This is a genomic window from Amycolatopsis sp. NPDC050768 (assembly GCF_040654155.1).
Lineage (GTDB): Bacteria > Actinomycetota > Actinomycetes > Mycobacteriales > Pseudonocardiaceae > Amycolatopsis.
In genome coordinates, this window is the sequence record NZ_JBFAHL010000001.1 from 761,108 (window position 1) to 782,188 (window position 21,081).

A 21,081-nucleotide genomic window follows, 5' to 3' on the forward strand; every position below is an offset into this window, starting at 1 on the left:
CCGGCGAGAATGGTGGGCGTGCCTGATCCCCAGCGTTACGTGCTCACCTTCGGCTGCCCCGACCGCACCGGCATCATCGCCCGCATCTCGGGCTTCCTCGCCGACCACGGCGGGATGATCGTGGAGGCGGCGTACCACACCGACCCGGACTCGGGCTGGTTCTTCACGCGCCAAGTGGTGCTGGCGGGGTCGCTGCCGTTCGACGCCGACGGGTTGCGGGAGCGGTTCACGGCCGTCGCAGAGGAGCTGTCGGCCGAGTCGAGCTGGCAGGTGCGCGACACGGGTGAGCGCCCGCGCGCCGTCGTGCTCGTCTCGAAGGCCGGGCACTGCCTGTACGACCTGCTGGGCCGCGTCGCGTCCGGGGAGCTCGACGTGGACATCGCGGCGGTGATCGGCAACCACGCGTCGCTCGCGGACATCACGCGGGCGCACGGGATTCCGTTCTACCACGTGCCTTTCCCGGCCGACGGGAAGGCCGAGGCGTTCGCCCAGGTGCGCAAGCTCGTCGACGAGTACGACCCCCACGCCGTGGTGCTGGCGCGTTTCATGCAGGTGCTGCCGGCCGAGCTGTGCGACGAGTGGGCCGGGCGGGCGATCAACATCCACCACAGCTTCCTGCCGTCGTTCATCGGGGCGCGGCCGTACCACCAGGCGCACATCCGCGGGGTCAAGCTGATCGGCGCGACCTGCCACTACGTGACGGCCGACCTCGACGCCGGCCCGATCATCGAGCAGGACGTGATCCGCGTGGACCACGGCGACTCCGTCGACGACCTCGTGCGCAAGGGCCGCGACATCGAGAAGGTGACGCTGGCGCGCGGCCTGCGCTGGCACCTCGAGGGCCGCGTGCTGGTGCACGGCAACCGAACGATGGTGTTCTGAGCGCAGGCCGCGCGGCGGCGATCAGGCGCCGATCGTCGACGCGTCGATCACGAAGCGGTAGCGCACGTCGCTGTTCTCCACGCGCTCGTAGGCGGTGTTGACCTGGTCGGCGGTGATCGTCTCGATCTCGGCGCCGATGCCGTGCTCGGCGCAGAAGTCGAGCATCTCCTGCGTCTCGCGCATGCCGCCGATGCCGGAGCCGGCGAGGATCTTGTTGCCGCCAAGCAGCGAGAAAGCGTTATACGACAGGGGTTCGCCCGGCGCGCCGACGTTCACCATCGCGCCGCCCACGCGCAGAAGGCTGAGGTAGGCGTCGATCGGCAGCTTGGCCGAAACGGTGTTGAGGATGACGTCGAAGCGCCCGCGCAGGACGTCGAACGTGGCCTCGTCGCCGGTGGCGTAGTAGTCCTTCGCGCCGAGCTTGAGGCCGTCTTCCTGCTTCTTCAGGCTCTGGCTGAGCACGGTCACCTCGGCACCCATGGCCACGGCGAGCTTCACGCCCAGGTGGCCGAGCCCGCCGAGGCCGACGACGGCGACCTTCTTGCCCGGCCCGACGTTCCACTGGCGGAGCGGCGAGTACGTGGTGATGCCCGCGCACAGCAGCGGCGCGGCGATGTCGAGGCCCAGGTCTTCCGGCACCCGGCAGACGAAGTGGTCCTTCACGACGACCTGGCGGCTGTACCCGCCGTAGGTGTTCTCGCCGTCGTAGCCCACGCCGTTGTACGTCGGCACGTTGCCCTTCAGGCAGGACTGCTCGACGCCGGCCAGGCAGTATTCGCACTCGCCGCACGAGTCGACCATGCAGCCGACGCCGACGCGGTCGCCGACCTGGTACTTCGTGACACCCGAGCCCACCGCGGCGACGACGCCGGCGATCTCGTGGCCGGGCACCATCGGGAAGATCGCGGTGCCCCAGTCCTCCTTGGCCTGGTGGATGTCGCTGTGGCAGATGCCGGCGAACGCGACGTCGATCAGCACGTCGTCCGGACGCAGGTCGCGGCGCACGATCGTCGTCGGCGCGAGCGGCCGCCCCGCGGCCGGTGCGGCGATGGCGGGCGTGGTGGTGGTCATGAAATCCTCCAGACGATTCCGGGCTCGGCCGCCCGGACAATGTAAGACCCCCTTACATCTTCTATAGTAAGAGGGGTCTTACATCCGCGCGACCGAGATCGGGTGTGATCCACGACATGGGCGGCAAGTACCACCACGGCGACCTGCGCGCCGAACTCGTGCGCGTCTCGCTCGACCTGATCGCCGAGCAGGGCGTGGAGGGGTTCTCCGTCGCCCAGGTCGCGAAGCGCGCGAACGTCTCCGCCGCCGCGCCGTACCGCCACTTCCCCGACCGGTCCAGCCTGATGGCCGCCGTCGCCGCCGCGGCCGCCTGCCGGCTGCGGGACCTGGTCGACAAGGTCATCGCCGAGGAGCCCGACCCGGTCACCCGCCTGGCCTCCGCGCAGGGCACCTACACGCGCTTCTTCATCGACACGCGCCTCGGCTTCCCGGTCCTCTTCGCCGACGGCCTGGCCAACCCCGAGTACACCGAGATGCACGACCAGCGCCGCGCCATGTTCAGCACGTTCCTCACCCTCAGCCTCGCCGTCACCGACGGCCACGCCACGGCCCTCGAACTGCTCGAACAACTCAACGCCCAGTCCCACGGCTACGGCTCGCTGTACCTGGACGGGGTGTCGCCGCGCATGGGGTACTCGGCCGACCAGGTGGTGGCCAAGTCGACGAGGGCGGCGCGGATCGTGATCGAGGCCTACCGGACGCAGTGAGGTGAGTGCGCATGCTCTGCGTGTTCGACGTGAACGAGACGCTGCTCGACCTCCGGGCGCTCGATCCGCTGTTCCGCGAGCTCACCGGGAGCCCCACCGCGCGGCAGGAGTGGTTCGCGCTGGTGGTGCACACGGCGTTGACCGTGACGGCGACCGGGGACTACCGGGACTTCGCCGAGATCGCCGGGCTGGCCGCCATGGATACCGCAGGCCGGTACGGCCGCGAGCTCACGGACAACAACCTGGCCAGGATCGGCGACGGGCTGCGGTCGCTGCCCGCCCACGCCGATGTCGACGAAGCCCTCCGAACGCTCAAGCAAGCCGGCCACCAAGTCGTCGCGTTGACGAACTCGCCGCTCGCCACCGCGGAGGCGCAGTTGCAGAACGCGGGGCTCGCGACGAGGTTCGACCGGATCTTCTCGGCGCAGCAGGTCAGCCGGCTCAAGCCCGCGCCCGAGCCGTACCGCCAGGTGCTGAGCGCTTGCGGCACAACGAAAGCCGTGATGATCGCCGCGCACGGGTGGGACCTGGCGGGGGCGGCGGCGGTCGGGATGGAGACCGCCCTCATCGCGAGGGACAACCAGCGGCCACTCCCAGGCCGGCCCGCCACCTACACGGCGACGAGCCTGCCCGAGCTGGCCGCGAAAATCAGCTGAGCCGCACCAGCATCTTGCCGGTGTTCGCGCCACTGAGGAGGCCAAGGAAGGCGTCCGGGGCGTTGCGGATGCCGTCCACAATGGTCTCCGAGTACTTGATCTCGCCGGAAGCCACCAGCGGCGCCACTTCGGACACGAACTGCTGCTGCAGGTGCCAGTGGTCGAGCACGAGCATGCCCCGAATGGTCAGGCGCTTGGCGATGATCTGCACCAGGTTGCGCGGCGCGGGGGTGGCCTCGGTGGCGTTGTACTGCGAGATCATGCCGCACACGGTGATGCGCCCGTGCAGGTTCATCGACGCGATGGCGGCCTCGAGGTGCTCGCCGCCGACGTTGTCGAAGTACACGTCGATGCCCTCGGGCGCGGCGGCGGCCAGCTGCTGGGCGACGGGGCCGTCCTTGTAGTTGAAGGCGGCGTCGAAGCCGAGATCCTCCACGAGGTGGCGCACCTTCTCCGCCGAACCCGCGCTGCCGATCACGCGCTTGGCGCCCTTGAGCTTCGCCAGCTGGCCGACGAGCGAACCCACCGCGCCGGCCGCACCGGAGACGAACACCGTGTCGCCCGGCTTGAACTCCGCGGTGACCAGGAGCCCGGCGTACGCGGTGAGGCCCGGCATGCCGAGCACGCCCAGGTACGTCGAAAGCGGGGCGACGGAACCGTCGACCTTCACAGCCTTCGTCGCGTCGACCACGGCGTGGGTGCGCCAGCCGAGCTGGTGCAGCACATGGTCACCGGGCTTGAAGCCGTCCACAGTGGACTCCACGACCTCGCCGACCGCACCGCCGCTCATCGCCTCGCCGACCGCGAAGGGCGGCGCGTAGGACTTGGCGTCGTTCATCCGGCCGCGCATGGCCGGGTCGACGCTCATGAACACGTTGCGCACCAGGAGCTGACCGTCGGCCGGCGTCGGGATGTCGGTGTCGACGACGTCGAAGTTTGCCGACGTCGGCACGCCGTGCGGGCGGGCGGCGAGCCGGATCTCGGTCGCCTGGGTCGGTGCGCTCACCACGGGACTCCGTTCATGACAAGACTGGTTTCCTGAGACTGGGTAAGAACCGGGGCCATCGCCCCGCATACACCCGCCCCAACGAGCCAACCGGGGCGATCATTCCGATTATGCCCGGCCGTGTGGCAAGCGCTACACGATCTCCTCGAGCTTGCCGAGCACGCCGTCGTAGATCTTCTTCAGCCCACCGGGCGCGAACGTCTTCTCGAAGAAGCCGCCGACGCCGCCGGCACCGTCCCAGCTGGTCTGGATCCGCACGACGCTGCCCGAGCCCGAAGGCGAAACGGTCCAGGTCGTGACCATGCTGGAGTTCGCGTCGGTCTCCACGAGGGTGCCCGGCGCCGGCTCGGTCACGGTCGCGGCGACGTCACGCACCCGCTTGGACGTGGCCTGCAGCTTCCAGCTCGCCTTGGTGCCCGCACCCACGCCACCTTCGGTGACTTCGTAGTCGCGGTAGTGCTCGGTGAGCAGCTTCGGCCGGGTCTCGGCGTAGTCGGCGACCAGCTCGCGAACCCTGTCCACCGGCGCGTCGATCGTGCGCTCCGCGGTGGCCGTGACCTTACCCATCTCGCTCCTCGCTGTACTGGAGAACCCCTCACGCGCCACCTTCGCACACCACCCGGTCGGGCACCGCGTCACCAGGGGTTTCCCGCCGAGGGTCACACGCAAAACGGGCCGCCCGGGGAAGTCCCCGGACGGCCCGTCGTCGGCGCGAGAGATCAGGCGAGGCCCTGCTGCGTCAGCCAGTCCTTCGCCACGTCGGCAGCCGGGTCACCGTCGGAGTCCACACGCTTGTTCAGCTCGCGCATGCCGTCGGTGGTCAGCTTCGCCGAAACGGCGTTGACCGCGGCCGCGAAGTCGGCGCCACGCTCGTCGAGCACCTTCTTGTTCACCGCCGGCACCACGTTCTCCGTCGGCACGATCTGCAGGTCGTCCTTGAGCGCCACGTACTGCGGGTCGCCGACCAGCGGGCTCACCGAGTCGACCGGGATCACGGTCGCCGCGCCGGAGTCGAGCTGCTGCACGCGCGGCCCGGCTTCCTGCACGGTCTGGAACGAGGTGTTCGTCAGCTTGTAGACGTCGGTGAAGCCCTTGTAGCAAGGCAGCCGCGACTCGCACTCCGGCGGCCCGGCCATGACGACCTTGGGCAGCTTCTTGAGGTCGCTGATGCTCGTGATGCCGTTGGCCTTCGCGACGTCGGCCTTCATGATGTAGGTGTTCTTGTCCTCGGCCGCGGCGTAGTTCAGCAGCGCGATGCCGTCCGGCGCGAACAGGTCCGTGAGCTGCTGGTGCTCTCCGTCGGCCGTCTTCACGGCGTCCTTGCCGAAGCCCGTGGTGATCGCCGCGCCCTGGTACTCGGGCAGGAACTGCAGCTCACCCGACTTGAGCGACGGGTAGATCAGCTCCCGCGAACCCAGGTTCAGCTTGCGCGTGACGGGGTAGCCCTTGGCCTCGAGCGCGCCCGCGTAGATCTCCGCCAGGATCTGACTGTCGGTGAAGTTGAACGACGCGACGACAATCGGCGCCCCGCCCTTGCTCTGCGCGGCGGGCTGGCCACTGTCGGAGCCCTCACCCCCGCACGCGGTCAGGCCGAGCGCGGCCACCGCCACCCACGCGGCCGCTCGGATTTTCCGGGTCCAGCGCACGTCCCCACACTCCTCGTGTCACGAACAGAGGATTGGACCCTAACCGTGAGCCACGACAGAAACCACATACCGGGAATCACCGGCATCGAATCTCAACAACCGAAATCGCAGCGCTCGAACGGGGTAACCTTCCGTGGTGCATGCGTCTTCGGTCACCCCGCTGCTCACCGAGAGCAGCCGGCCGATCTTCGAGTGGCGGTGGGTCGAGCGCAACGCCGACGCCATCGGCCAACGCCTCGGTGAACACATCGCCCTCACGGCCACGGCCCTGGGCATCGGCTTGGTGGTGTCGCTGGCGCTGGCCACGCTCTGCCTGCGGTACCGCTGGTTCTACCCGTTGGTGCTGGGCACGGCGGGTGCCTTGTACGTGATCCCGAGCCTGGGGGCCTTCGCGCTGCTGGTGCCGTTCTTCGGGCTCACGTTCACCACGGCGGTGATCCCGCTGGCCACTTACACGCTGCTGATCCTGATCCGCAACATCGTCACGGGCGTGCAGCAGGTGCCCGCCGAGGTGCGCGAGGCGGCGATCGGCATGGGCTTCACACGCGGGCGGCTGCTGTGGCAGGTGGAGCTGCCGCTGGCGCTGCCCGTGGTGATCGCGGGCCTGCGCGTGGCCGCCGTGACCACGATCGGCCTGGTCACGGTCACGTCGCTGCTCGGCATGGGCGGGCTCGGGTACTTCATCCGCGCCGGCATCCAGACGACCACGCCGAACCCGAGCCCGATCATCGTCGGCGTGGTGCTGTCGGTGGTGCTCGCGGTGGTCGTCGACCTGTTGTTGTGGCTGAGCGAGCGCGCGCTGGCGCCGTGGGTGCGGAAGGTGCGGGCGCGATGAACGTCTTCACGCAGCTGGGCGAGTGGCTCTCGGCGCCGAACCGCTGGAGCTGGACCGACCCCGCGGGGGTGCCGTACCGGACGGTGGAACACCTGTGGTTCTCCGTGCTGTCGCTGGTGGTCGCGGCCGTGCTCACGATCCCGCTCGCGCTGTGGCTCGCGCACTACCGTCGCGGCGCGTTCCTCGCGAGCAGCGCCGTGAACATCGGGCGCGCGATCCCCAGCTTCGGCCTGATCATCCTGTTCTGGTTCCTGGCCAGCCGCTGGGGCGCCGACACGGACTTCTGGCCGCTGCTGCTCGCGCTCGTCGGCCTGGCGCTGCCACCGCTGTTCACCAACACCTACGCCGGCGTGGTGCAGCTGGAACAGGAGACCATCGACGCGGCGCGCGGCACCGGCTACCGCGAGTGGCAGATCATGCTTCGCTTGGAACTGCCGCTGGCGTCCCCGGTGATCGTCGCCGGCGCCCGCGTGGCGTTCCTGCAGCTGGTGGCCACCGTCGCGATCGGCGCCATCGTGAACGACGGCGGCGGCCTCGGCCGCTACATCGTCGACGGCTTCGCCGAAGGCGCCCAGGGCTACGGCGAAATCTTCGGCGGCGGTCTTGCCGTGATCATCCTGGCGCTGCTGTGCGAAGGGATCTTCGCGCTGCTCACCCGGTGGGCGACGCCGAAGGGTGTCGCGCTGCAGACGGCTCGGCGCGACTAGCTGAGGTCCCTGAGGTCGTTGAAGTACGCCTCGCGGCAGGCCGCCACGAGCCGTTCGACGTCCGGGCCCAGGGGCCGGTCGACCAGGACCGGCGGCACCCGTTCGGTGATCCACTCGTAGATCGCGCGGAGTCCGGGGCTGCCGGGGCCGTCGCCGAGGTGGCGGGCCTGCGCGCCGGCGATCAGCTCACACGCGGTGATGGCGAAGACGTGGTCCACGGCCACTTCCAGCTCGTGGCCCGCGGCCCAGGCGAAGGCCTGCACGTCCTCCTGGCCGGCCGACGTGTCCAGCGAGCCCGGGGTCGCCGGCGCGGCGAGGCGGCGCAGCGAGTGCAGCTCGCCGACCGCACGCTTGTGCAGCGGCGTCAGGCCCGCCTGCGGGCCGGGGTCCACGGCCAGCTGCGGGGGCAGGCCGCTGAACTGCGGGTCGAGGAGCCGGTGGGTGCGCTGCACGGAGATCTCGCCGGCGTGCACGAGCGCGGCTTTCATCGCGTCCATGCGCAGCCCCAGCTCCGCCGCGTGGTAGCCGGTCGTGGGCACGAGCTTTCCATCCACAAAGGACGGTGAGTCGTCCGGCGTCTGCCAGGTTTCCCCGAGCGTTTCGACGAGGTCGGCGCACACCTGGTCCACGAAGCCGATCACCCGCGGGCCGACCCGCACCGAAACCGGTGCCTGGACCACCGGGCGCGTGGAGGAGCCGCTCGTGAGGGACAGCACTTCGGACAGCACGGCTTGGGCGTGCCGGTTCGCCACCGGGTAGCGGTACACCTCGCGCGGCGCGCCGAGCGCGTCCACGGCGATGGCGGCGCACAGCGTCTGCAGGTCGACCAGTTGGCGCACGCGGCCGGAGAGCGTCCACGCGTAGGCCTGGGCCAGCGGGGAGCCCTGGATGAGGCTCGCGCCTTCCTTGGGGCCGAGCTTGAGCGGCTTTGCGTTCCTGTCGGCGAGGGCGGCCGCGGCGGGTGTTTCGACGCCGTCCTCCAGCACGGTGCCGAGGCCGGTGAACGTCTGGAACGCGTGCGCCAGCGGGATGATCTCGCCGGCGCTGCCGAGGCCGTCCCGGGGGACGGCGGGGAGGAAGCCGTCGTTGAGGCGGTCGGCGAGGAATGTGACGAGCTCCGGGCTCACGGCCGCTTCGGGCCGCAGGAACCCGCGCAGGCGCATGAGCAGGAGCGCGCGCGTGAGCTCCGAGGACAGCCACGGCGGGCCGCCGACCGCGCGGCCGACCAGCAGGTTGTGCTGGTGCTCGGACTGCTGGGCGACGGTGAGCTTGACGCCGGCGAGGCGGCCCATGCCGGTGTTGACGCCGTAGACCGGGCCGTCGGCGGCGTCGAGCACGGCCAGCATCGCGGCGCGGTTCTCTTTGACGCGCCTGAGCAGGTCCGGGTGCAGTTCGAGGGGTTCCCCCGGCTCGCTGCCGGCCGCGAGGACGTCGGCGGGTTCGCGGACGATCACCGGTACGGCAGCATCGTGCCGACGTCCGCCGCTTCCGCGCGTTGCAGGATCATGTGCGCGACGGCGACGTCCGTTGTGGACAGTCCGCGGTGCCAGAAGAGGATGCGCTCGTCGTCGCTTTCGCGGCCGGGGCGGTTGCCCGCGACGACGTCGCCGATCTCGGCGTGGACACCGGTTTCGGTGAGCAGCCCGGCGTTGAGGTGCGGCCGCAGGGCGCCGAAGCGGGGGTTGCCCGACTGCGACTCGCGCCAGTTGTCGACCACGACCTTGTCCACGGCGTCGAGCAGCGTGAGCTCCAGCGCGCTGATGGTGCCGTAGGGCACGAGGAACGCGCCGGGCCGCAGGAACTCCTTGCGCACCAACGCTTCCGGCTCCGTCAGGCGGGAGGCTTCGACGAGCACGTCGGCGCCGTCGAGGGTTTCGGCGGCGGTTTCGCAGACGCGGACCTGCTTGCCGAGGTGCTCGGTGAGCCGGTGCGCGAAGTCCTCGCGGGACTCGGGGCGTTTGCTCGTCACGCGGATCTCGTCGAAGTCGAAGAGCGAGTCGAGCAGCACCACGTTCCACCACGCCGTGCCGCGCGCGCCGACGTGGCCGAGCACCTTCGAACCCGGCCGCGCCAGGTGTTTAGCGCCGACGGCCGTCATCGCGCCCGTGCGGGCCTCGGTGATCATGGTGCCGTCGACGATCGCGCGCGGCATGCCCGTCTCGGGGTCGAGCAGGAGGATCAAGGCCATCTCGCTGGGCAGGCCGCGTTCGAAGTTGCCGACGAAGTCGCCGACCACCTTCACGCCGCTGACCTGCTTGGCCGAGAGGTGGCCACGCAGGATGTTGAAGTGGCCCTTGCCGCCGTTGTCGGGCACGAGGTGCGTGCGCGGCTCGAACACGACCTCGCCGCGGCCGTGGTCGGCCAGCACGTCCTCGACGGCGCCCACGATGTCGGCGTCGGTGATGCCGAGGCTGTCGATGTCGTCGCCGGTCAGGTAGCGGAGCCAGACCGAGTGCGGCACAGTCACCGGGCGAGGTCCTCGATGACCTCGGCGTTGGGGAGCGTCTGCAGGGCGGCGCCGGAGATGAGGAGCTTGCTGCCGCGGATGCCGCTGCCGATCACGAGCTCCGGCGCGGCGGCCACGCGGGCGTCGATGAGGATCGGCCACTCGGCGGGCAGGCCGACGGGCGTGATGCCGCCGTACTCCATGCCGGTGAGGGACACGGCTTCGTCCATGGGCGCGAAAGACGCCTTGCGCACGTCGAGGCGGCGCTTGATCACGCCGTTCACGTCGGCGCGCGTGGTGGCGAGCACAAGGGCGGCCGCGAAGCGCACTTCGCCGGCCCGCTTGCCGGCGACGACGACGCAGTTGGCCGACGCTTCGAGCGGCGAGCCGTAGGTCTCGCAGAAGGCCGCGGTGTCGGCGAGCTCGGGGTCGATCTCCGCGACGCCGACCGCGTCGGGCTCCGCGAGGGCGGCGAGCGCCTTCGCGACGGGTTCGGCGAGCAGGTCGGTGCGGGTGGGCGCGGGGACGACCGTGAGGCTCCCGGCGATGGTCCAGGTGGTCACATTGAGAGAATCTACGCGGCTACCAGTTGCGCTTGCCCCGCTGCACCTCGATGAGCCTCGGACGGACGTCCACCAGGTACACGAGCGCGGCGGCCATCGCGGGCACCCAGAAGATGAACCCGACACCGCTGACGTCGTTGCCGAACAGAACCATCGCGAGCGTGGCGCCGCCGGTGATCAGCAACCAGATCGGCTTGGTCTTGCGGTCGGCCGCCTGGTACGCGTCGGACCGCTGCAGCAGCGCGTGAACGAAGGCGAAAAGCCCGACCAAGGCGCTGCCCCAGTGGATGACCTGAAGTATCCAAGCGGCAACCAGCACGGACGCCAGCTTACGGCAAACCACCCAACGCGCCGGTGGCCCGGCACTTCACAAGCGCCGCGGTGTGGGGTGGGTGTGACCTAGTTCTCTGTCCTGGTGGGGGTCTTGCGTTCGGCCCTGTGGTTCGGGTGTGCCGATGCGGCGGTGTGGCGGGCGGGGAACGGGCTCTTCGGGCCGGCTTTTGAACCGGGGCGGGCAGTCGCGCGGGAAACGCGGTCTCACCGTTGCCGGCCTTACAGCGGGACTCGGCGCGGGGCACTGCCCAGCCACCGAGGTAGCCGCGGGCGCCGGCCCTTTTCTCGGCACTCGTGAGCACACCTGCCCGCCGAAAAGGCGGGGTTGCGCCGCACAGCACGGGGGAATCCGCATCTGCTTCTCGACCATCGCGAGCGGTTGCGCGGGTCGTACCGCGGCTGGAAAGCGGCCTCTCCCCGTTTGTCCGCCATCACGAGCGGCTGCCAGCGAACGGGCAGGGTTGTGGCGCGTGTCCCAAAAGGCGGCCGTCCCTCCTTGCCGGCCATCGGGAGCGGGCCTCCTTGTGACCGATCTCGCCAGCCGGCGCGTGGATGCGGCTCCCACGTTGCCGCTCTTGCCACCCCAACCAAGAGAAGCCCGCTCCCCGGCGGCCGACCTGTCGGTGCGGCGCGCCGGGGAGCGGGCTGGTGTCGTTCTCGGGCTTACTTCTCGGTCTTCGGCGCGGCGGCCGGCTTCTTCGCGACCGTCGTGGTGGTGCGGCGGGCGGGCGAAGCGGTCTTCGGCGCCGTGCGGTTGGCGGTCTTGCGCGCGACCGAGCGGGTCTCGTGGGCGAGGTCGTCGCCGAGGTCCTCGACGGCTTCGGCGGTCTCGTCGGCGACCTCGGTCACCTTGCGGGCGGTCTTCTCGCCGACGGAGCGGGTGCGCTTGGTGACCTTGGCGAGCACGCCGTCGACGCGCTCGCGGGTCTCGCCGGCCAGGCCGTCCACGCGCTCCTGCGCGGTGGTCAGGGCGTCCTCGAGCTGGTCGAGGGCCTTCTTCACCTGCGGCTGCGCGGAGATCTTGTCCCAGGTCTGCTCGCCGGACTCGGCCAGCTTGTTGTAGAGCTTGAGCGCGGCCTCGGTGTACTCGTCGATGACCTTGCGCAGCTCGGCCGGGTCGAGCTTGCCGCGCAGGCTCTCGACGTCGGTGGGCAGCTCTTCGAGGTTCTTGCGGGCATTCTCGCCGCTCTTGCGGGCCTTCGCGACGGCGTCGGTCACGGCCTGGCTCGCGAGGTTGCCGGCGCCGAGCGCGGCGAGCAGCGGGGTGCGGACCTGGTCGATGGCGGTGCTGACGGCCTTGCGGACGTCCTCGGTCTTGGGCGTGGTCATGCCGACTCCTCTGTGGTGTCGTGGGTGGTCTTGGTGGTCGTCGGTGGCTCAGCGGGCGTGCCGGCGGCGTTCTCCCGCCGGAAGGACTCGTAGACGTCGAGCAGAACCTGCTTCTGCCGCTCGGTCAGCACGGTGTCGGCGCGAATCGCGTCGCCGACCGGGCCTCCCGTGGGCAAGTCGAGGATTCCTGCTTGCACGTAAAGCGCTTCGGCCGAAATCCGCAGACCTTTGGCGATCTGCTGCAGGATCTCCGCGCTGGGTTTGCGGACCCCGCGCTCGATCTGGCTCAGGTACGGATTGGACACGCCGGCGAGCTTCGACAACTGCCGCAACGAAATCTTCGCCGAACTCCGCTGCTGGCGGATGTACTCGCCGATGTCGGAGGCGATGTCCGCGACCTTCTCGATCGGGTTTTGGGTCCCGCCGGGTTCTGTCATCCGGTCACCTCCTCGCGACACTTCCGACCGTACGCGGACGTGCTAGCTATTGCAAGCACCCTGCTTGCACTTGCAGGTGTGGTTCCGCTCACCCGGCTACGGTGGTCCCCATGGCGACTCAGCGGTTGCGCCGCAGGCTGGTCAAGCACCTGGTCGACGAGGACGTGCTGCACGACCCGAAGTGGGTCGAGGCCTTTCGCGGCGTGCCGCGCCACGTGTTCCTGCCGCAGTTCTTCACGCGCGTCGACGAGGGCTGGGCGGCTGTCGACCGCGACGATCCGGGGTGGCTGGAGCGGGTCTACTCCCCCGACGTGCTGGTGACGCAGCTCGACGACGATTCGTCGCTGTGGGACAAGGCTCGACGCGAGGGGCCGATCGACGGAGTACCGACAAGTTCTTCGAGCATGCCCGCGATCATGGCGATCATGCTCGAGGAGCTGCGCGTGGAGGACCGGCAGCGGGTGCTGGAGATCGGGACCGGGACGGGGTACAACGCGGCTCTGCTGAGCCATCGTTGCGGGTCGGGTTCAGTGTCCACTGTGGACGTGGACGCGGGACTGGTTTCGGCTGCGCGTGGGCATCTGCAGGAGGCCGGGTATGCGCCGTCGTGCGAGGTTGGCGATGGGGCGCTCGGGTTTCCGGCCGGGGTCCTGTTCGACCGAGTGTTGTGTACGGCCTCGGTTTCTTCGGTGCCGCCGGCCTGGCTTGAGCAGACGGTGCCGGGCGGCCTCGTGGTGACGACGTTGAACCGGCCGTTGGGCGCGGGGCTGGTCCGGCTGGTCGCCGGCTCAGGCGCGACGGGCCACGGGCGGGTCCTGGCCCGCGACGGTCGCTTCATGCCCCTGCGCGCCCACCGCCTTCCGGCTCCGGCGGCTCTACCTTCGCCCGCTTCTGCGGATTGGCGGCCGACGCAGCTGCCGATTGATTTGCTGCTGAAGCCTCACTTGAAGTTCGAGTTCTTCGCCTCCTTGGAACTCCCGGGCGTCCACCCGGTCCGCGAACTCCCCGACGGCTCGACCGACGCGATTTCCTCGGGGGACCCCCATGCGGGCCCCTTCGCCCTCACCCACCCCGACGGCTCGTGGGCCCGCTTCCGCAACCACGGCGACACGCTCGAAACCGCCCAAGGCGGCCCCCGCGGCTTGTGGGACCTCGCCGAGCGCGCCCTCGTCCTGTGGAACTCCCTGGGCCGCCCGGAGCGCGACCGCTTCGGCCTGACTGTGGATGGTTCGCGGCAGGAGTTCTGGCTGGATGAGCCGGATGGGCTTCAGTGGGAGTTGAGTTAGGCCGGACCCGACGGATGCTCGCTGTACTTGTGGACAAGTCAGTAGGTCCGACCCAACCGGCGGGGGGCTGTGGACGGTTGCTGGGTTCAACCCAGCCCATCCCCACTTGCCGGTCAGCCAGTCAGGTTCGACCTAACCCACTTCTCCGCCTGGGTGACCACGTCATCGAGCGGCGTGGCGGTGGTATCGAGGTGCGGGACCTGAGTGCGGATCCACTGGTTGAACTCGAGCATCTCGTCGATGCGCGGCTCGTCCCATTCACGCCACGCGGGGCGGGCTCGCAAGCGTTTGCGGAGAGCCTCGTCATCGGCGACGAGGGCGAGGTAGTGCACGTCGGAGAAGAAGGCGCGTTCCGGCAGGGGCTCGATTTCCTGCGGGGCGACGGTGCCGCACAGGACGACCGGCCGGCCGTTCTGGTGCAGCATCGCCGCCATGCGGAGCCAGGCCGCGCGGAAGGCCGGGATGTCGTCGCGGAGGGCGCCCGTCCACAGGACGTCCTGTTCCAGCACCACCGCATCCCCGGCCAGCCGCGCGGCCAGCGCCGGGCCGACAGTGGACTTGCCCGCGCCGCTCGGGCCGGTGAGCGCGAACAGCGGCAGCCGCCGGAACGGCCACCGATGTCCACAGAGGACACACCCCAGCACCGCGCCCTCGACCCGCGGGCGGTCGGCACGATCGCCGCACGCGGGACAAATCCGCAGGTCGAGGGCGGGCGCTGGATCAAGAGCGGACACCGAGCCCGCGCCGGGAACCGGATCGACGGAACGCAACTCAGTCGAACAGGTTCTCGAGGAAGCCGCGTTTGCGGTGCCCTCCATGGGGCCGAGGTGAGTCCGCGTAGCCGCGATGCCCGCCGTAGGGCCGCGGCGAGTCCGAGTAACCCCCACCGCCCCCATAAGGCCTAGGCGAATCCGAATACCCACCACCGCGATAGGGCTTCGGCGAGTCCCCGTGCCCACCTCGGTACGGGCGCGGCGAGTCCGCCCGCCCGTAGCGCGGCGGTGGCTGCGCCCCGCCGTAGTACGAGCTCTCGGCTCCGGCGATCTGCTCCAGCTCACCGTGGTCCAAGAAGATCCCCCGGCACGCCTCGCACTGTTCGATGTGGATGCCGTTCTTGTCGACGGTCCGCATCCGGTTCTGACACTTCGGACAAATCACGCATCCGAGACTACGCAGATTCCGCCCGGCGCGTCAGCAGGCGCACAGGCAGAACGGATGACCCACCGGATCGGCGTAGACGCGGAAGGTCGAGGGCGAGTCGTCGAGCAGCTTGGCGCCCAGGGAGAGCACGCGGGTGTGCGCGGCCTCCAGGTCGTCGACGTCCAGGTCGAGGTGGGCCTGCTGGGGCAACGAAGCCGAGGGCCACTCGGGCGCGCGGTAGTCCGCCACCTGCTGGAACTCCAAGCGCGCACCGCCGGTCGGGTTGACGAGCCGGGCCCAGGAGCCGTCCGCGTGCACCGCGGGCTCGGGCCAGTCGAGCACCGCGCGGTAGAAGCCGGCGAGCGCGGCGGGGTCCGGGCAGTCGAAGACGGTCGAGCCGAACGTCGGAACAGCACCCATGATCGTGACTCCCTCCAGTAACCAGTATTCGGAGTATGGGAGTTACCAGCCGACGAAGCAACCGCCCTCGCTCGTACACTGGTTGCGTGCACACCGACGCGACCCTGGTGGTGGACTTCCTCAACACCGTCGACATCGAGCGCGGCGAGGACCTGCTGGACGACCCCGGGCTGTGGCAACGCTGGTCAGCCGAACGCGGCGTCTCCCCGAGCAACGCGGACGAAGCCCGCGCCATCCGCGACGGGCTGCGCGCCGCCGTCGGAGATCCGCGACTCCCCGTGGAACAGCTCGAAGTCCCGCTGACCTTCTCGCTGAACAACCAAGGCCCGCAGCTCCTCGGGACAACCGCAGTGTCCGCGGTGCTGGTCGCGGCCACGCGGCTCTCCATCCGCGGAGACTGGGTCCGACTCAAGATCTGCCCGGCCGACGACTGCCTCGAAGCCTTCTACGACGAGTCCCGCAACCGCTCGCGCACGTGGTGCTCCATGCGCGTCTGCGGCAACCGCGAGAAGGCCCGGACCTGGCGCGCCCGCGCGATGGGTGTGCACAACTGAGAGCCTGTGGACAACTCATGCACAGCCACCAGATATGCACGTGCAGGCGCACCGGATCCCCACAACTTGTGGATGGGCGTTAGGCCAGATCCGTGAAAAGTTGTGGATAACCCGGGGGATAACTCAGCTTCCTGTGGACAACTGGTTTGAAGGTCCCCTGGGTGTGGTATACGCACCAGCTGCGCATGAGCGGCCACGCTCCGGCACCCAGAACCGGCGACAACTACGAAAAGCCCAAATCAGAACAGCAGCTGCGCCACCGTGTAGATCACCAGACCGGCCAACGCGCCCACCACCGTGCCGTTGATGCGGATGAACTGGAGGTCGCGACCCACCTGCAGCTCGATCTTCCGCGACGTCTCCTCGGCGTCCCAGCGCTCGACGGTATCGGTGATGATCGTGGTGATCTCCTTGGAGTAGTTCTTCACCAGATACGCCGCAGCGCCCTCGACCCAGCTGTCGACCTTCGACGCCAGCGAGTCGTCCGTGATCAGCCGCTCGCCGAGCGACTGCAGGCCCGCGCGCACGCGCCGGCGCAGCTCGCTCGACGGGTCCTCGGCCGCGTTGAGCAGCATCTCCTTCGCCGTGGCCCACGCGTTGCCGATCAGCTTCTGCACCTCGTCGTGGTGCACGATCTGGCCCTTGATCTGCTCGGCGCGCTCCATGGTCTTCGGGTCGTTCTGCAGGTCCTGCGCGAACTCGCCGAGGAACTTGTCCAGCGCCAGGCGCATCGGGTGGTTCACGTCCGTCTTCACGGCCCACGCGAACGACAGCACCTCGCCGTAGACCTTGTCCGCCAGCATCTCGTCGACGAACTTCGGCGACCAACTCGGCGCGCGGTCGGAGACGACCCGCAGCATCGCCTGGTGGTTGTCGCGCACCCACTCGTAGGCCCGGTCGCACATCAGGTCCACGAGCTTGTGGTGCGCGCCGTCCTCGAACACACCCGCGAGGATCTTGCCCAGCGGCGGACCCCACGGCCGGTCGACGATGCGCTTGACCACAGCCTGTTCCATGATCGCCTGCACGTCCTCGTCGCGCAGGACCGTGACGGCGCCGCGCACGACCGTGGCCAGCTCCGACGTCACACGCTCGGCGTTGTCCGGCTGCGAAAGCCACCCGCCGAGGCGGCGCGAGATCTCGACGCGCTTGAGCTTGTCGCGGATCACGTCCTCGGAGAGGAAGTTCGAGCCGACGAAGTCGCCCAGGCTGTCGCCGAGCTGGTCTTTCTTGTTCGGGATGATCGCCGTGTGCGGGATCCGCAGGCCCAGCGGGTGGCGGAACAGCGCGGTGACGGCGAACCAGTCGGCGAGCGCGCCGACCATGCCGGCCTCGGCGGCCGCCTTCACATAGCCGACCCACGCGGGCCAGCCGGCCGACTCCGCCCAGCTCGTGAGCAGGAAGACGACCGTGGCGCCGAGGAGGAAGGACAGCGCGACCTGCTTCATCCTCCGCAAGCCGCGCCGTTTTTCCGCGTCACCGGCGGCGCCACCGGGCGGGTCTGCGGGCGTGACCTTGGCTGGGGTGAGTTGCTCCACGACGCCATTGTCCGTGAGGATGCGTTTTCGTGCGTGAACCAGCTCTCGTCCCCCGCCTCCGCCCCTTCACCGCGACGATCTTCGCCGAGATGACGGCGCTCGCCGTGAAGCACGGCGCCGTGAACCTCGGCCAGGGTTTTCCCGACACCGACGGGCCCGCCGGCATGCTCGAAGCGGCGAAGAACTCCCTGTTCGGCGGCGACAACCAGTACCCGCCGGGCCCGGGCCGCCCCGAGCTGCGCGCCGCCATCGCGCGACACCGGCTGCGCTACGGCACCGAGTACGACCCGGACACGGAAGTCCTGGTCACGACGGGTGCGACCGAGGCCATCACGGCCGCGCTCATCGCGTTGACCGAGGCCGGTGACGAGGTGATCGTGGTCGAGCCGTACTACGACTCCTACGCCGCGGCCGTCGCGATGGCCGGCGCCCAGCGGCGCGTGATCGGCCTGGTCGAGACGGCCGACGGACGCCTCGAGCTCGACCTCGACGCCCTGCGCGACGCCATCACGCCGCGCACCCGCGCGGTGCTGCTGAACTCGCCGCACAACCCGACCGGCACCGTGTTCTCTCGCGCGCAGCTGGAGGCCGTGGCGGCGCTGTGCGTGGAGCACGACCTCATCGCGGTGACCGACGAGGTCTACGAGCACCTCGTGTTCGACGACGCGTCCCACATCCCGCTCGCCACCCTGCCCGGCATGCGCGAGCGGACGGTGTCGATCTCCAGCGCCGGCAAGACGTTCAACTGCACCGGCTGGAAGATCGGCTGGGTCTGCTCGACGCCCGAGCTCGTGGCCGCGGTGAAGGCGGCGAAGCAGTTCATCACGTTCGTCTCGGGCGGGCCGCTGCAGCCGGCGGTGGCGTACGCGCTGGACCACGAGCTGCCGTGGGTCGAAGAGCTGCGGACGAGCCTGCAGGACAAGCGCGACCGGCTGTCGGCGGGACTCGCGGACGCGGGTTTCGCCGTTCGCCCCAGCAGCGGCACGTACTTCTTGACGGCCGACGTCCGCCCGCTCGGTTTCACCGACGCCGCCGAGCTGGCGTGGGCGCTGCCCGAACGCGTCGGCGTCGCGGCCGTGCCCGTGAAGGTGTTCACAGATCACCCGGACGAGTGGAAACACCTGCTGCGTTTCGCGTTCTGCAAGCGGAACGAAGTCATCGACGAGGCCGTCGGGCGGCTGCGCCAACTCGTCTGACCACTGCGGTTACCGAATAACGAGTTGCAAGGCGGTTACGCTCCAGATTCATCGACGGTGCGTTAGTGATGCGATACCGAGAGTATGGTTTTGGGGTGAAACATCAGGTCAACGGCCATGCGGGGGTCCGCCCGGATGGCCGCAGAGGGTCCCATCGGGCGCACGCTGAGTGATCAACTTCGGCTGCTCGGACACCGGAGCCGGTAAGTCCGTTCCGCCTTACGGGGTGGATCGAACGCAGGGAAGATGAAACACTCGCGACCGGTGCTAGAAAGAGTGCAGCCCCAGGGGAACTGCGACCTGGCCGGAGAAGAACCCCAGTTGGATCAGTCTCGTGCGGTAGCCGCATGAGCTTCAGGCGCGGACGGTGGTGGTGGCGTGAGCGACACAGCTGCCGCACGCACCGACACACCACTCCTGAACAGCGCTGATCCCGGACCGGCTCCTGCCGTGGTGGCTTCTGTACTTCCGCCCGCCAGCGCTCCCGCGAAGGGGTCGGGTTCGAGCGACCTCGCTTCGGTGCGCAGGCCGCGGCCGTGGGCGGCCCCGTTGGCGAGGCCGGCCGCGCGGATCGCGCTGGCAGGCGGGTTGACGTTGGCCGGGTGGCTGCTCGGCGCGTTGGTCGCCGGGGCCGGCGCGGAGGCAGCGGAACAGCCGCACGGCCTGGGCGCGCCGGGGAACACCGTGGCGACCGCGCCTGGGCATACCTGGCACGGCGAGGCTCGGGAGCACCGTCGAGAACCGCGCGGACATCCTTGGCACGGCGTTTCGACTGGGTCCACTGCGGACTCGCGTGCCACGGGAACTTCCGGTGGCAGCAAGGGTTCGGCGACCGGAACTTCCAGCGACAGCACCGACTCGGCCGCCGCCACGCCGAACACTTCCGGCACGAGCGCTTCCGACGAGAGCACTCCTGACACGAGCGCCTCGGACACGACCACTTCCGGCGCGCCGAGCACGTCCGGCACGAGCGAGTCGGACCAGGCCGAGACGCCCGCCAGTTCCGGCGGCAGCACCGACTCCGCTGCCACGACCGGCGCGAGCCAGGGCGGCGCGAACGCCGGCTCCGCTCAGGTCGTACCCGGCGAGTCAGGCGGAGCGAAGCAGCACGAGACCGGCGACTGCGACGGGACCCACCACAGCGCGACCGACCAGACCACCACCGACACCACGGCGACCGACCCCGCCACGGCTCCCAGCACCACCGACACCACCAGCACCGACACCGAGGCGCTGCTGCGTGCCACGCCGTCGCAGGGCGGGTTGCTCGGCGGCGTGCTCGGGCTGGTCGACAACACGGTGCACTCGATCACCGGCGTGGCCGGAACCGTGGGCGACGTCGGGGACACCGTGTTGCCGACGGTCACGACGGTGCCGGGTGCGGATGACGCGCCGCCGTTGATCCCGATCGGGGATGTGCTCGGGCCGGTGTTCTCGGGCGGGACGGTGAGTGGCGGGGTCACGGCGACCGTGCCCGAGCTGACGGTCCAGCCCGGTGAAGTGGTGAGTGCCGTGGTTCCGGTGGTCGTGCCTCAGCCGGCGCCGATGACCGTGCCCAAGGCGGCCGCACTGGTGCACTACCCGAGTGTCGTGCACCTGATTCCCGTGCAGCAGCGCAGCACCGGCGCGCAGCACGCGAACAACGAGAACTCCCACGTCGGCGTCACAGGTGGCGGCGGTAGTGGGGGCGGCGGTGGCCTGCCCGCGGCGCCCAGCGCGCCCGTCGCGCCGACCACCACCGTCAACCCGGGCCACGACGGCTCGGGCGGCGCGCGGCAGCCGTTCGCCGTCGTCGGGGACAGCGTGACCACCACGCAGCTCAAGCTGATCGGCGTCAGCCGCGACCACGAGGTCGACGGCGCGGGCAGGGACGCAGCCCTGCCCACCACCTCCCCGGACTGACCGGCACCCGGTCCACCGGGGAGAGCCACGTCCAAACCAAGATCAACTTCTTGGAGCGCGCGCCCGTTCGCTGCGCCTGGCTCACCCTTTCGCACCAATCATTCGACAAGGGGCGATCCATGCGTACGACCAGCCTTCCCGACCGGCCGACCGCGCCCGGCCGGATCGGGTCCTGGTCCCGGCGCCGCGCTGCCCCCGCGGCGCCGGGACCCACAACGGGCGTGCTCCGGAGGTTCCCGCTCACCGCGCCGAGCGGGAACCTGCGCCAACCGAAGCCCGCCTGAGCCGTCGGCGCTTCCCGGCACGTCGAGGGGCTGTGCCGGGAAGCCGCCGCGGCGCCCGCTCTGAACGGAGCGGGTGACGAACAGCCGGTGCGCCGGATGCGACCACCACCATCCCTGGAGTGGTTGGAACATCCGGTGCACCG

General features: G+C 69.9%; 23 protein-coding genes. 9 read left to right on the plus strand and 14 right to left on the minus strand.

From position 1 onward, the window contains the following. Positions 1 to 9: 9 nt before the first annotated feature. The gene (gene purU / locus AB0H62_RS03900) at positions 10 to 882 is read left to right on the plus strand and encodes a formyltetrahydrofolate deformylase (protein ID WP_220245914.1); all 873 of its coding nucleotides are present in this window, start codon (positions 10 to 12) and stop codon (positions 880 to 882) included. Positions 883 to 903: 21 nt separating this feature from the next. On the opposite strand, the gene AB0H62_RS03905 is transcribed toward purU, so the two are convergent. Next, positions 904 to 1,953 carry an NAD(P)-dependent alcohol dehydrogenase gene (locus tag AB0H62_RS03905; protein ID WP_220245913.1) on the minus strand — a complete coding sequence of 350 codons (1,050 nt, stop codon included), beginning with the start codon at positions 1,951 to 1,953 and terminating at the stop codon, positions 904 to 906. Between the two features lie 104 nt (positions 1,954 to 2,057). Here AB0H62_RS03905 and AB0H62_RS03910 point away from each other — a divergent pair, with 104 nt between their 5' ends. Further along, positions 2,058 to 2,660: a TetR/AcrR family transcriptional regulator gene (locus AB0H62_RS03910; protein ID WP_255638620.1), complete on the plus strand. Its 603-nt coding sequence runs from the start codon at positions 2,058 to 2,060 to the stop codon at positions 2,658 to 2,660. An 11-nt stretch (positions 2,661 to 2,671) separates the two neighbouring features. Then, positions 2,672 to 3,316 (plus strand): haloacid dehalogenase type II, encoded by a 645-nt coding sequence (locus AB0H62_RS03915; RefSeq protein WP_360583974.1) that lies wholly within the window; start codon positions 2,672 to 2,674, stop codon positions 3,314 to 3,316. Here AB0H62_RS03915 and AB0H62_RS03920 read toward each other — a convergent pair. The 3 genes from AB0H62_RS03920 to AB0H62_RS03930 all read right to left on the minus strand — a co-directional run bounded on the left by AB0H62_RS03920 (position 3,309) and on the right by AB0H62_RS03930 (position 5,968). Further along, positions 3,309 to 4,322 (minus strand): NADP-dependent oxidoreductase, encoded by a 1,014-nt coding sequence (locus AB0H62_RS03920; RefSeq protein WP_360583976.1) that lies wholly within the window; start codon positions 4,320 to 4,322, stop codon positions 3,309 to 3,311. The genes AB0H62_RS03915 and AB0H62_RS03920 overlap by 8 nt on opposite strands. Positions 4,323 to 4,454: 132 nt before the next feature. After that, the gene (locus AB0H62_RS03925) at positions 4,455 to 4,889 is read right to left on the minus strand and encodes an SRPBCC family protein (RefSeq protein ID WP_220245910.1); all 435 of its coding nucleotides are present in this window, start codon (positions 4,887 to 4,889) and stop codon (positions 4,455 to 4,457) included. 152 nt (positions 4,890 to 5,041) lie between these two features. Beyond that, positions 5,042 to 5,968: an ABC transporter substrate-binding protein gene (locus tag AB0H62_RS03930; RefSeq protein ID WP_360583978.1), complete on the minus strand. Its 927-nt coding sequence runs from the start codon at positions 5,966 to 5,968 to the stop codon at positions 5,042 to 5,044. A gap of 136 nt (positions 5,969 to 6,104) precedes the next feature. Between AB0H62_RS03930 and AB0H62_RS03935 the strand changes: the two genes are divergently transcribed. Continuing rightward, complete coding sequence (locus tag AB0H62_RS03935; protein ID WP_354866993.1) at positions 6,105 to 6,803, plus strand: ABC transporter permease; 699 nt, start codon at positions 6,105 to 6,107, stop codon at positions 6,801 to 6,803. After that, positions 6,800 to 7,510 (plus strand): ABC transporter permease, encoded by a 711-nt coding sequence (locus AB0H62_RS03940; protein WP_220245907.1) that lies wholly within the window; start codon positions 6,800 to 6,802, stop codon positions 7,508 to 7,510. Before AB0H62_RS03935 ends, AB0H62_RS03940 begins: the two co-directional genes overlap by 4 nt. Here the strand turns inward: AB0H62_RS03940 and AB0H62_RS03945 are convergent. The 6 genes from AB0H62_RS03945 to AB0H62_RS03970 form a co-directional block, all read right to left on the minus strand. Continuing rightward, positions 7,507 to 8,961 (minus strand): aromatic amino acid lyase, encoded by a 1,455-nt coding sequence (locus AB0H62_RS03945; RefSeq protein WP_360584657.1) that lies wholly within the window; start codon positions 8,959 to 8,961, stop codon positions 7,507 to 7,509. The two genes, AB0H62_RS03940 and AB0H62_RS03945, sit on opposite strands and share 4 nt — an antisense overlap. Further along, entirely contained in the window at positions 8,961 to 9,977 is a 1,017-nt protein-coding gene (locus AB0H62_RS03950; protein ID WP_255638618.1) for an ornithine cyclodeaminase family protein, read from the minus strand. Before AB0H62_RS03950 ends, AB0H62_RS03945 begins: the two co-directional genes overlap by 1 nt. Beyond that, entirely contained in the window at positions 9,974 to 10,519 is a 546-nt protein-coding gene (locus AB0H62_RS03955) for a YbaK/EbsC family protein (protein ID WP_220245906.1), read from the minus strand. Before AB0H62_RS03955 ends, AB0H62_RS03950 begins: the two co-directional genes overlap by 4 nt. A 19-nt stretch (positions 10,520 to 10,538) precedes the next feature. Next, positions 10,539 to 10,838 carry a DUF2516 family protein gene (locus AB0H62_RS03960; RefSeq protein WP_220245905.1) on the minus strand — a complete coding sequence of 100 codons (300 nt, stop codon included), beginning with the start codon at positions 10,836 to 10,838 and terminating at the stop codon, positions 10,539 to 10,541. 677 nt (positions 10,839 to 11,515) lie between these two features. Next, complete coding sequence (locus AB0H62_RS03965) at positions 11,516 to 12,181, minus strand: hypothetical protein (RefSeq protein WP_220245904.1); 666 nt, start codon at positions 12,179 to 12,181, stop codon at positions 11,516 to 11,518. After that, entirely contained in the window at positions 12,178 to 12,618 is a 441-nt protein-coding gene (locus AB0H62_RS03970; RefSeq protein WP_220245903.1) for a helix-turn-helix transcriptional regulator, read from the minus strand. Before AB0H62_RS03970 ends, AB0H62_RS03965 begins: the two co-directional genes overlap by 4 nt. A 110-nt stretch (positions 12,619 to 12,728) precedes the next feature. On the opposite strand from AB0H62_RS03970, the gene AB0H62_RS03975 reads away from it, so the two are divergent. Next, complete coding sequence (locus tag AB0H62_RS03975; protein ID WP_220245902.1) at positions 12,729 to 13,904, plus strand: methyltransferase domain-containing protein; 1,176 nt, start codon at positions 12,729 to 12,731, stop codon at positions 13,902 to 13,904. A gap of 113 nt (positions 13,905 to 14,017) precedes the next feature. Here AB0H62_RS03975 and AB0H62_RS03980 read toward each other — a convergent pair whose 3' ends face one another. Genes AB0H62_RS03980 through AB0H62_RS03990 form a run of 3 tightly spaced genes read right to left on the minus strand, consistent with a single transcriptional unit; the run spans position 14,018 to position 15,464 of the window. Then, positions 14,018 to 14,638, minus strand: coding sequence for an AAA family ATPase (locus AB0H62_RS03980; RefSeq protein ID WP_360584659.1), 621 nt, complete (start codon positions 14,636 to 14,638; stop codon positions 14,018 to 14,020). A gap of 37 nt (positions 14,639 to 14,675) precedes the next feature. Then, the gene (locus tag AB0H62_RS03985) at positions 14,676 to 15,062 is read right to left on the minus strand and encodes a zf-TFIIB domain-containing protein (RefSeq protein WP_220245901.1); all 387 of its coding nucleotides are present in this window, start codon (positions 15,060 to 15,062) and stop codon (positions 14,676 to 14,678) included. 33 nt (positions 15,063 to 15,095) lie between these two features. Next, positions 15,096 to 15,464 (minus strand): VOC family protein, encoded by a 369-nt coding sequence (locus AB0H62_RS03990; RefSeq protein WP_220245900.1) that lies wholly within the window; start codon positions 15,462 to 15,464, stop codon positions 15,096 to 15,098. Between the two features lie 86 nt (positions 15,465 to 15,550). Here AB0H62_RS03990 and AB0H62_RS03995 point away from each other — a divergent pair, with 86 nt between their 5' ends. After that, positions 15,551 to 16,018 carry a CGNR zinc finger domain-containing protein gene (locus AB0H62_RS03995; RefSeq protein ID WP_360583983.1) on the plus strand — a complete coding sequence of 156 codons (468 nt, stop codon included), beginning with the start codon at positions 15,551 to 15,553 and terminating at the stop codon, positions 16,016 to 16,018. A 239-nt stretch (positions 16,019 to 16,257) separates the two neighbouring features. Here the strand turns inward: AB0H62_RS03995 and AB0H62_RS04000 are convergent, their stop codons facing one another. Continuing rightward, the gene (locus AB0H62_RS04000) at positions 16,258 to 17,556 is read right to left on the minus strand and encodes a DUF445 family protein (protein ID WP_220245898.1); all 1,299 of its coding nucleotides are present in this window, start codon (positions 17,554 to 17,556) and stop codon (positions 16,258 to 16,260) included. A 29-nt stretch (positions 17,557 to 17,585) separates the two neighbouring features. Here AB0H62_RS04000 and AB0H62_RS04005 point away from each other — a divergent pair, with 29 nt between their 5' ends. Both AB0H62_RS04005 and AB0H62_RS04010 read left to right on the plus strand, forming a co-directional pair. Further along, a complete protein-coding gene (locus tag AB0H62_RS04005) occupies positions 17,586 to 18,752 on the plus strand; it encodes a pyridoxal phosphate-dependent aminotransferase (RefSeq protein WP_220245897.1) in 1,167 nt (388 codons plus the stop codon). 378 nt (positions 18,753 to 19,130) lie between these two features. After that, positions 19,131 to 20,654 (plus strand): hypothetical protein, encoded by a 1,524-nt coding sequence (locus AB0H62_RS04010; RefSeq protein WP_360583986.1) that lies wholly within the window; start codon positions 19,131 to 19,133, stop codon positions 20,652 to 20,654. Positions 20,655 to 21,081 lie beyond the last annotated feature (427 nt).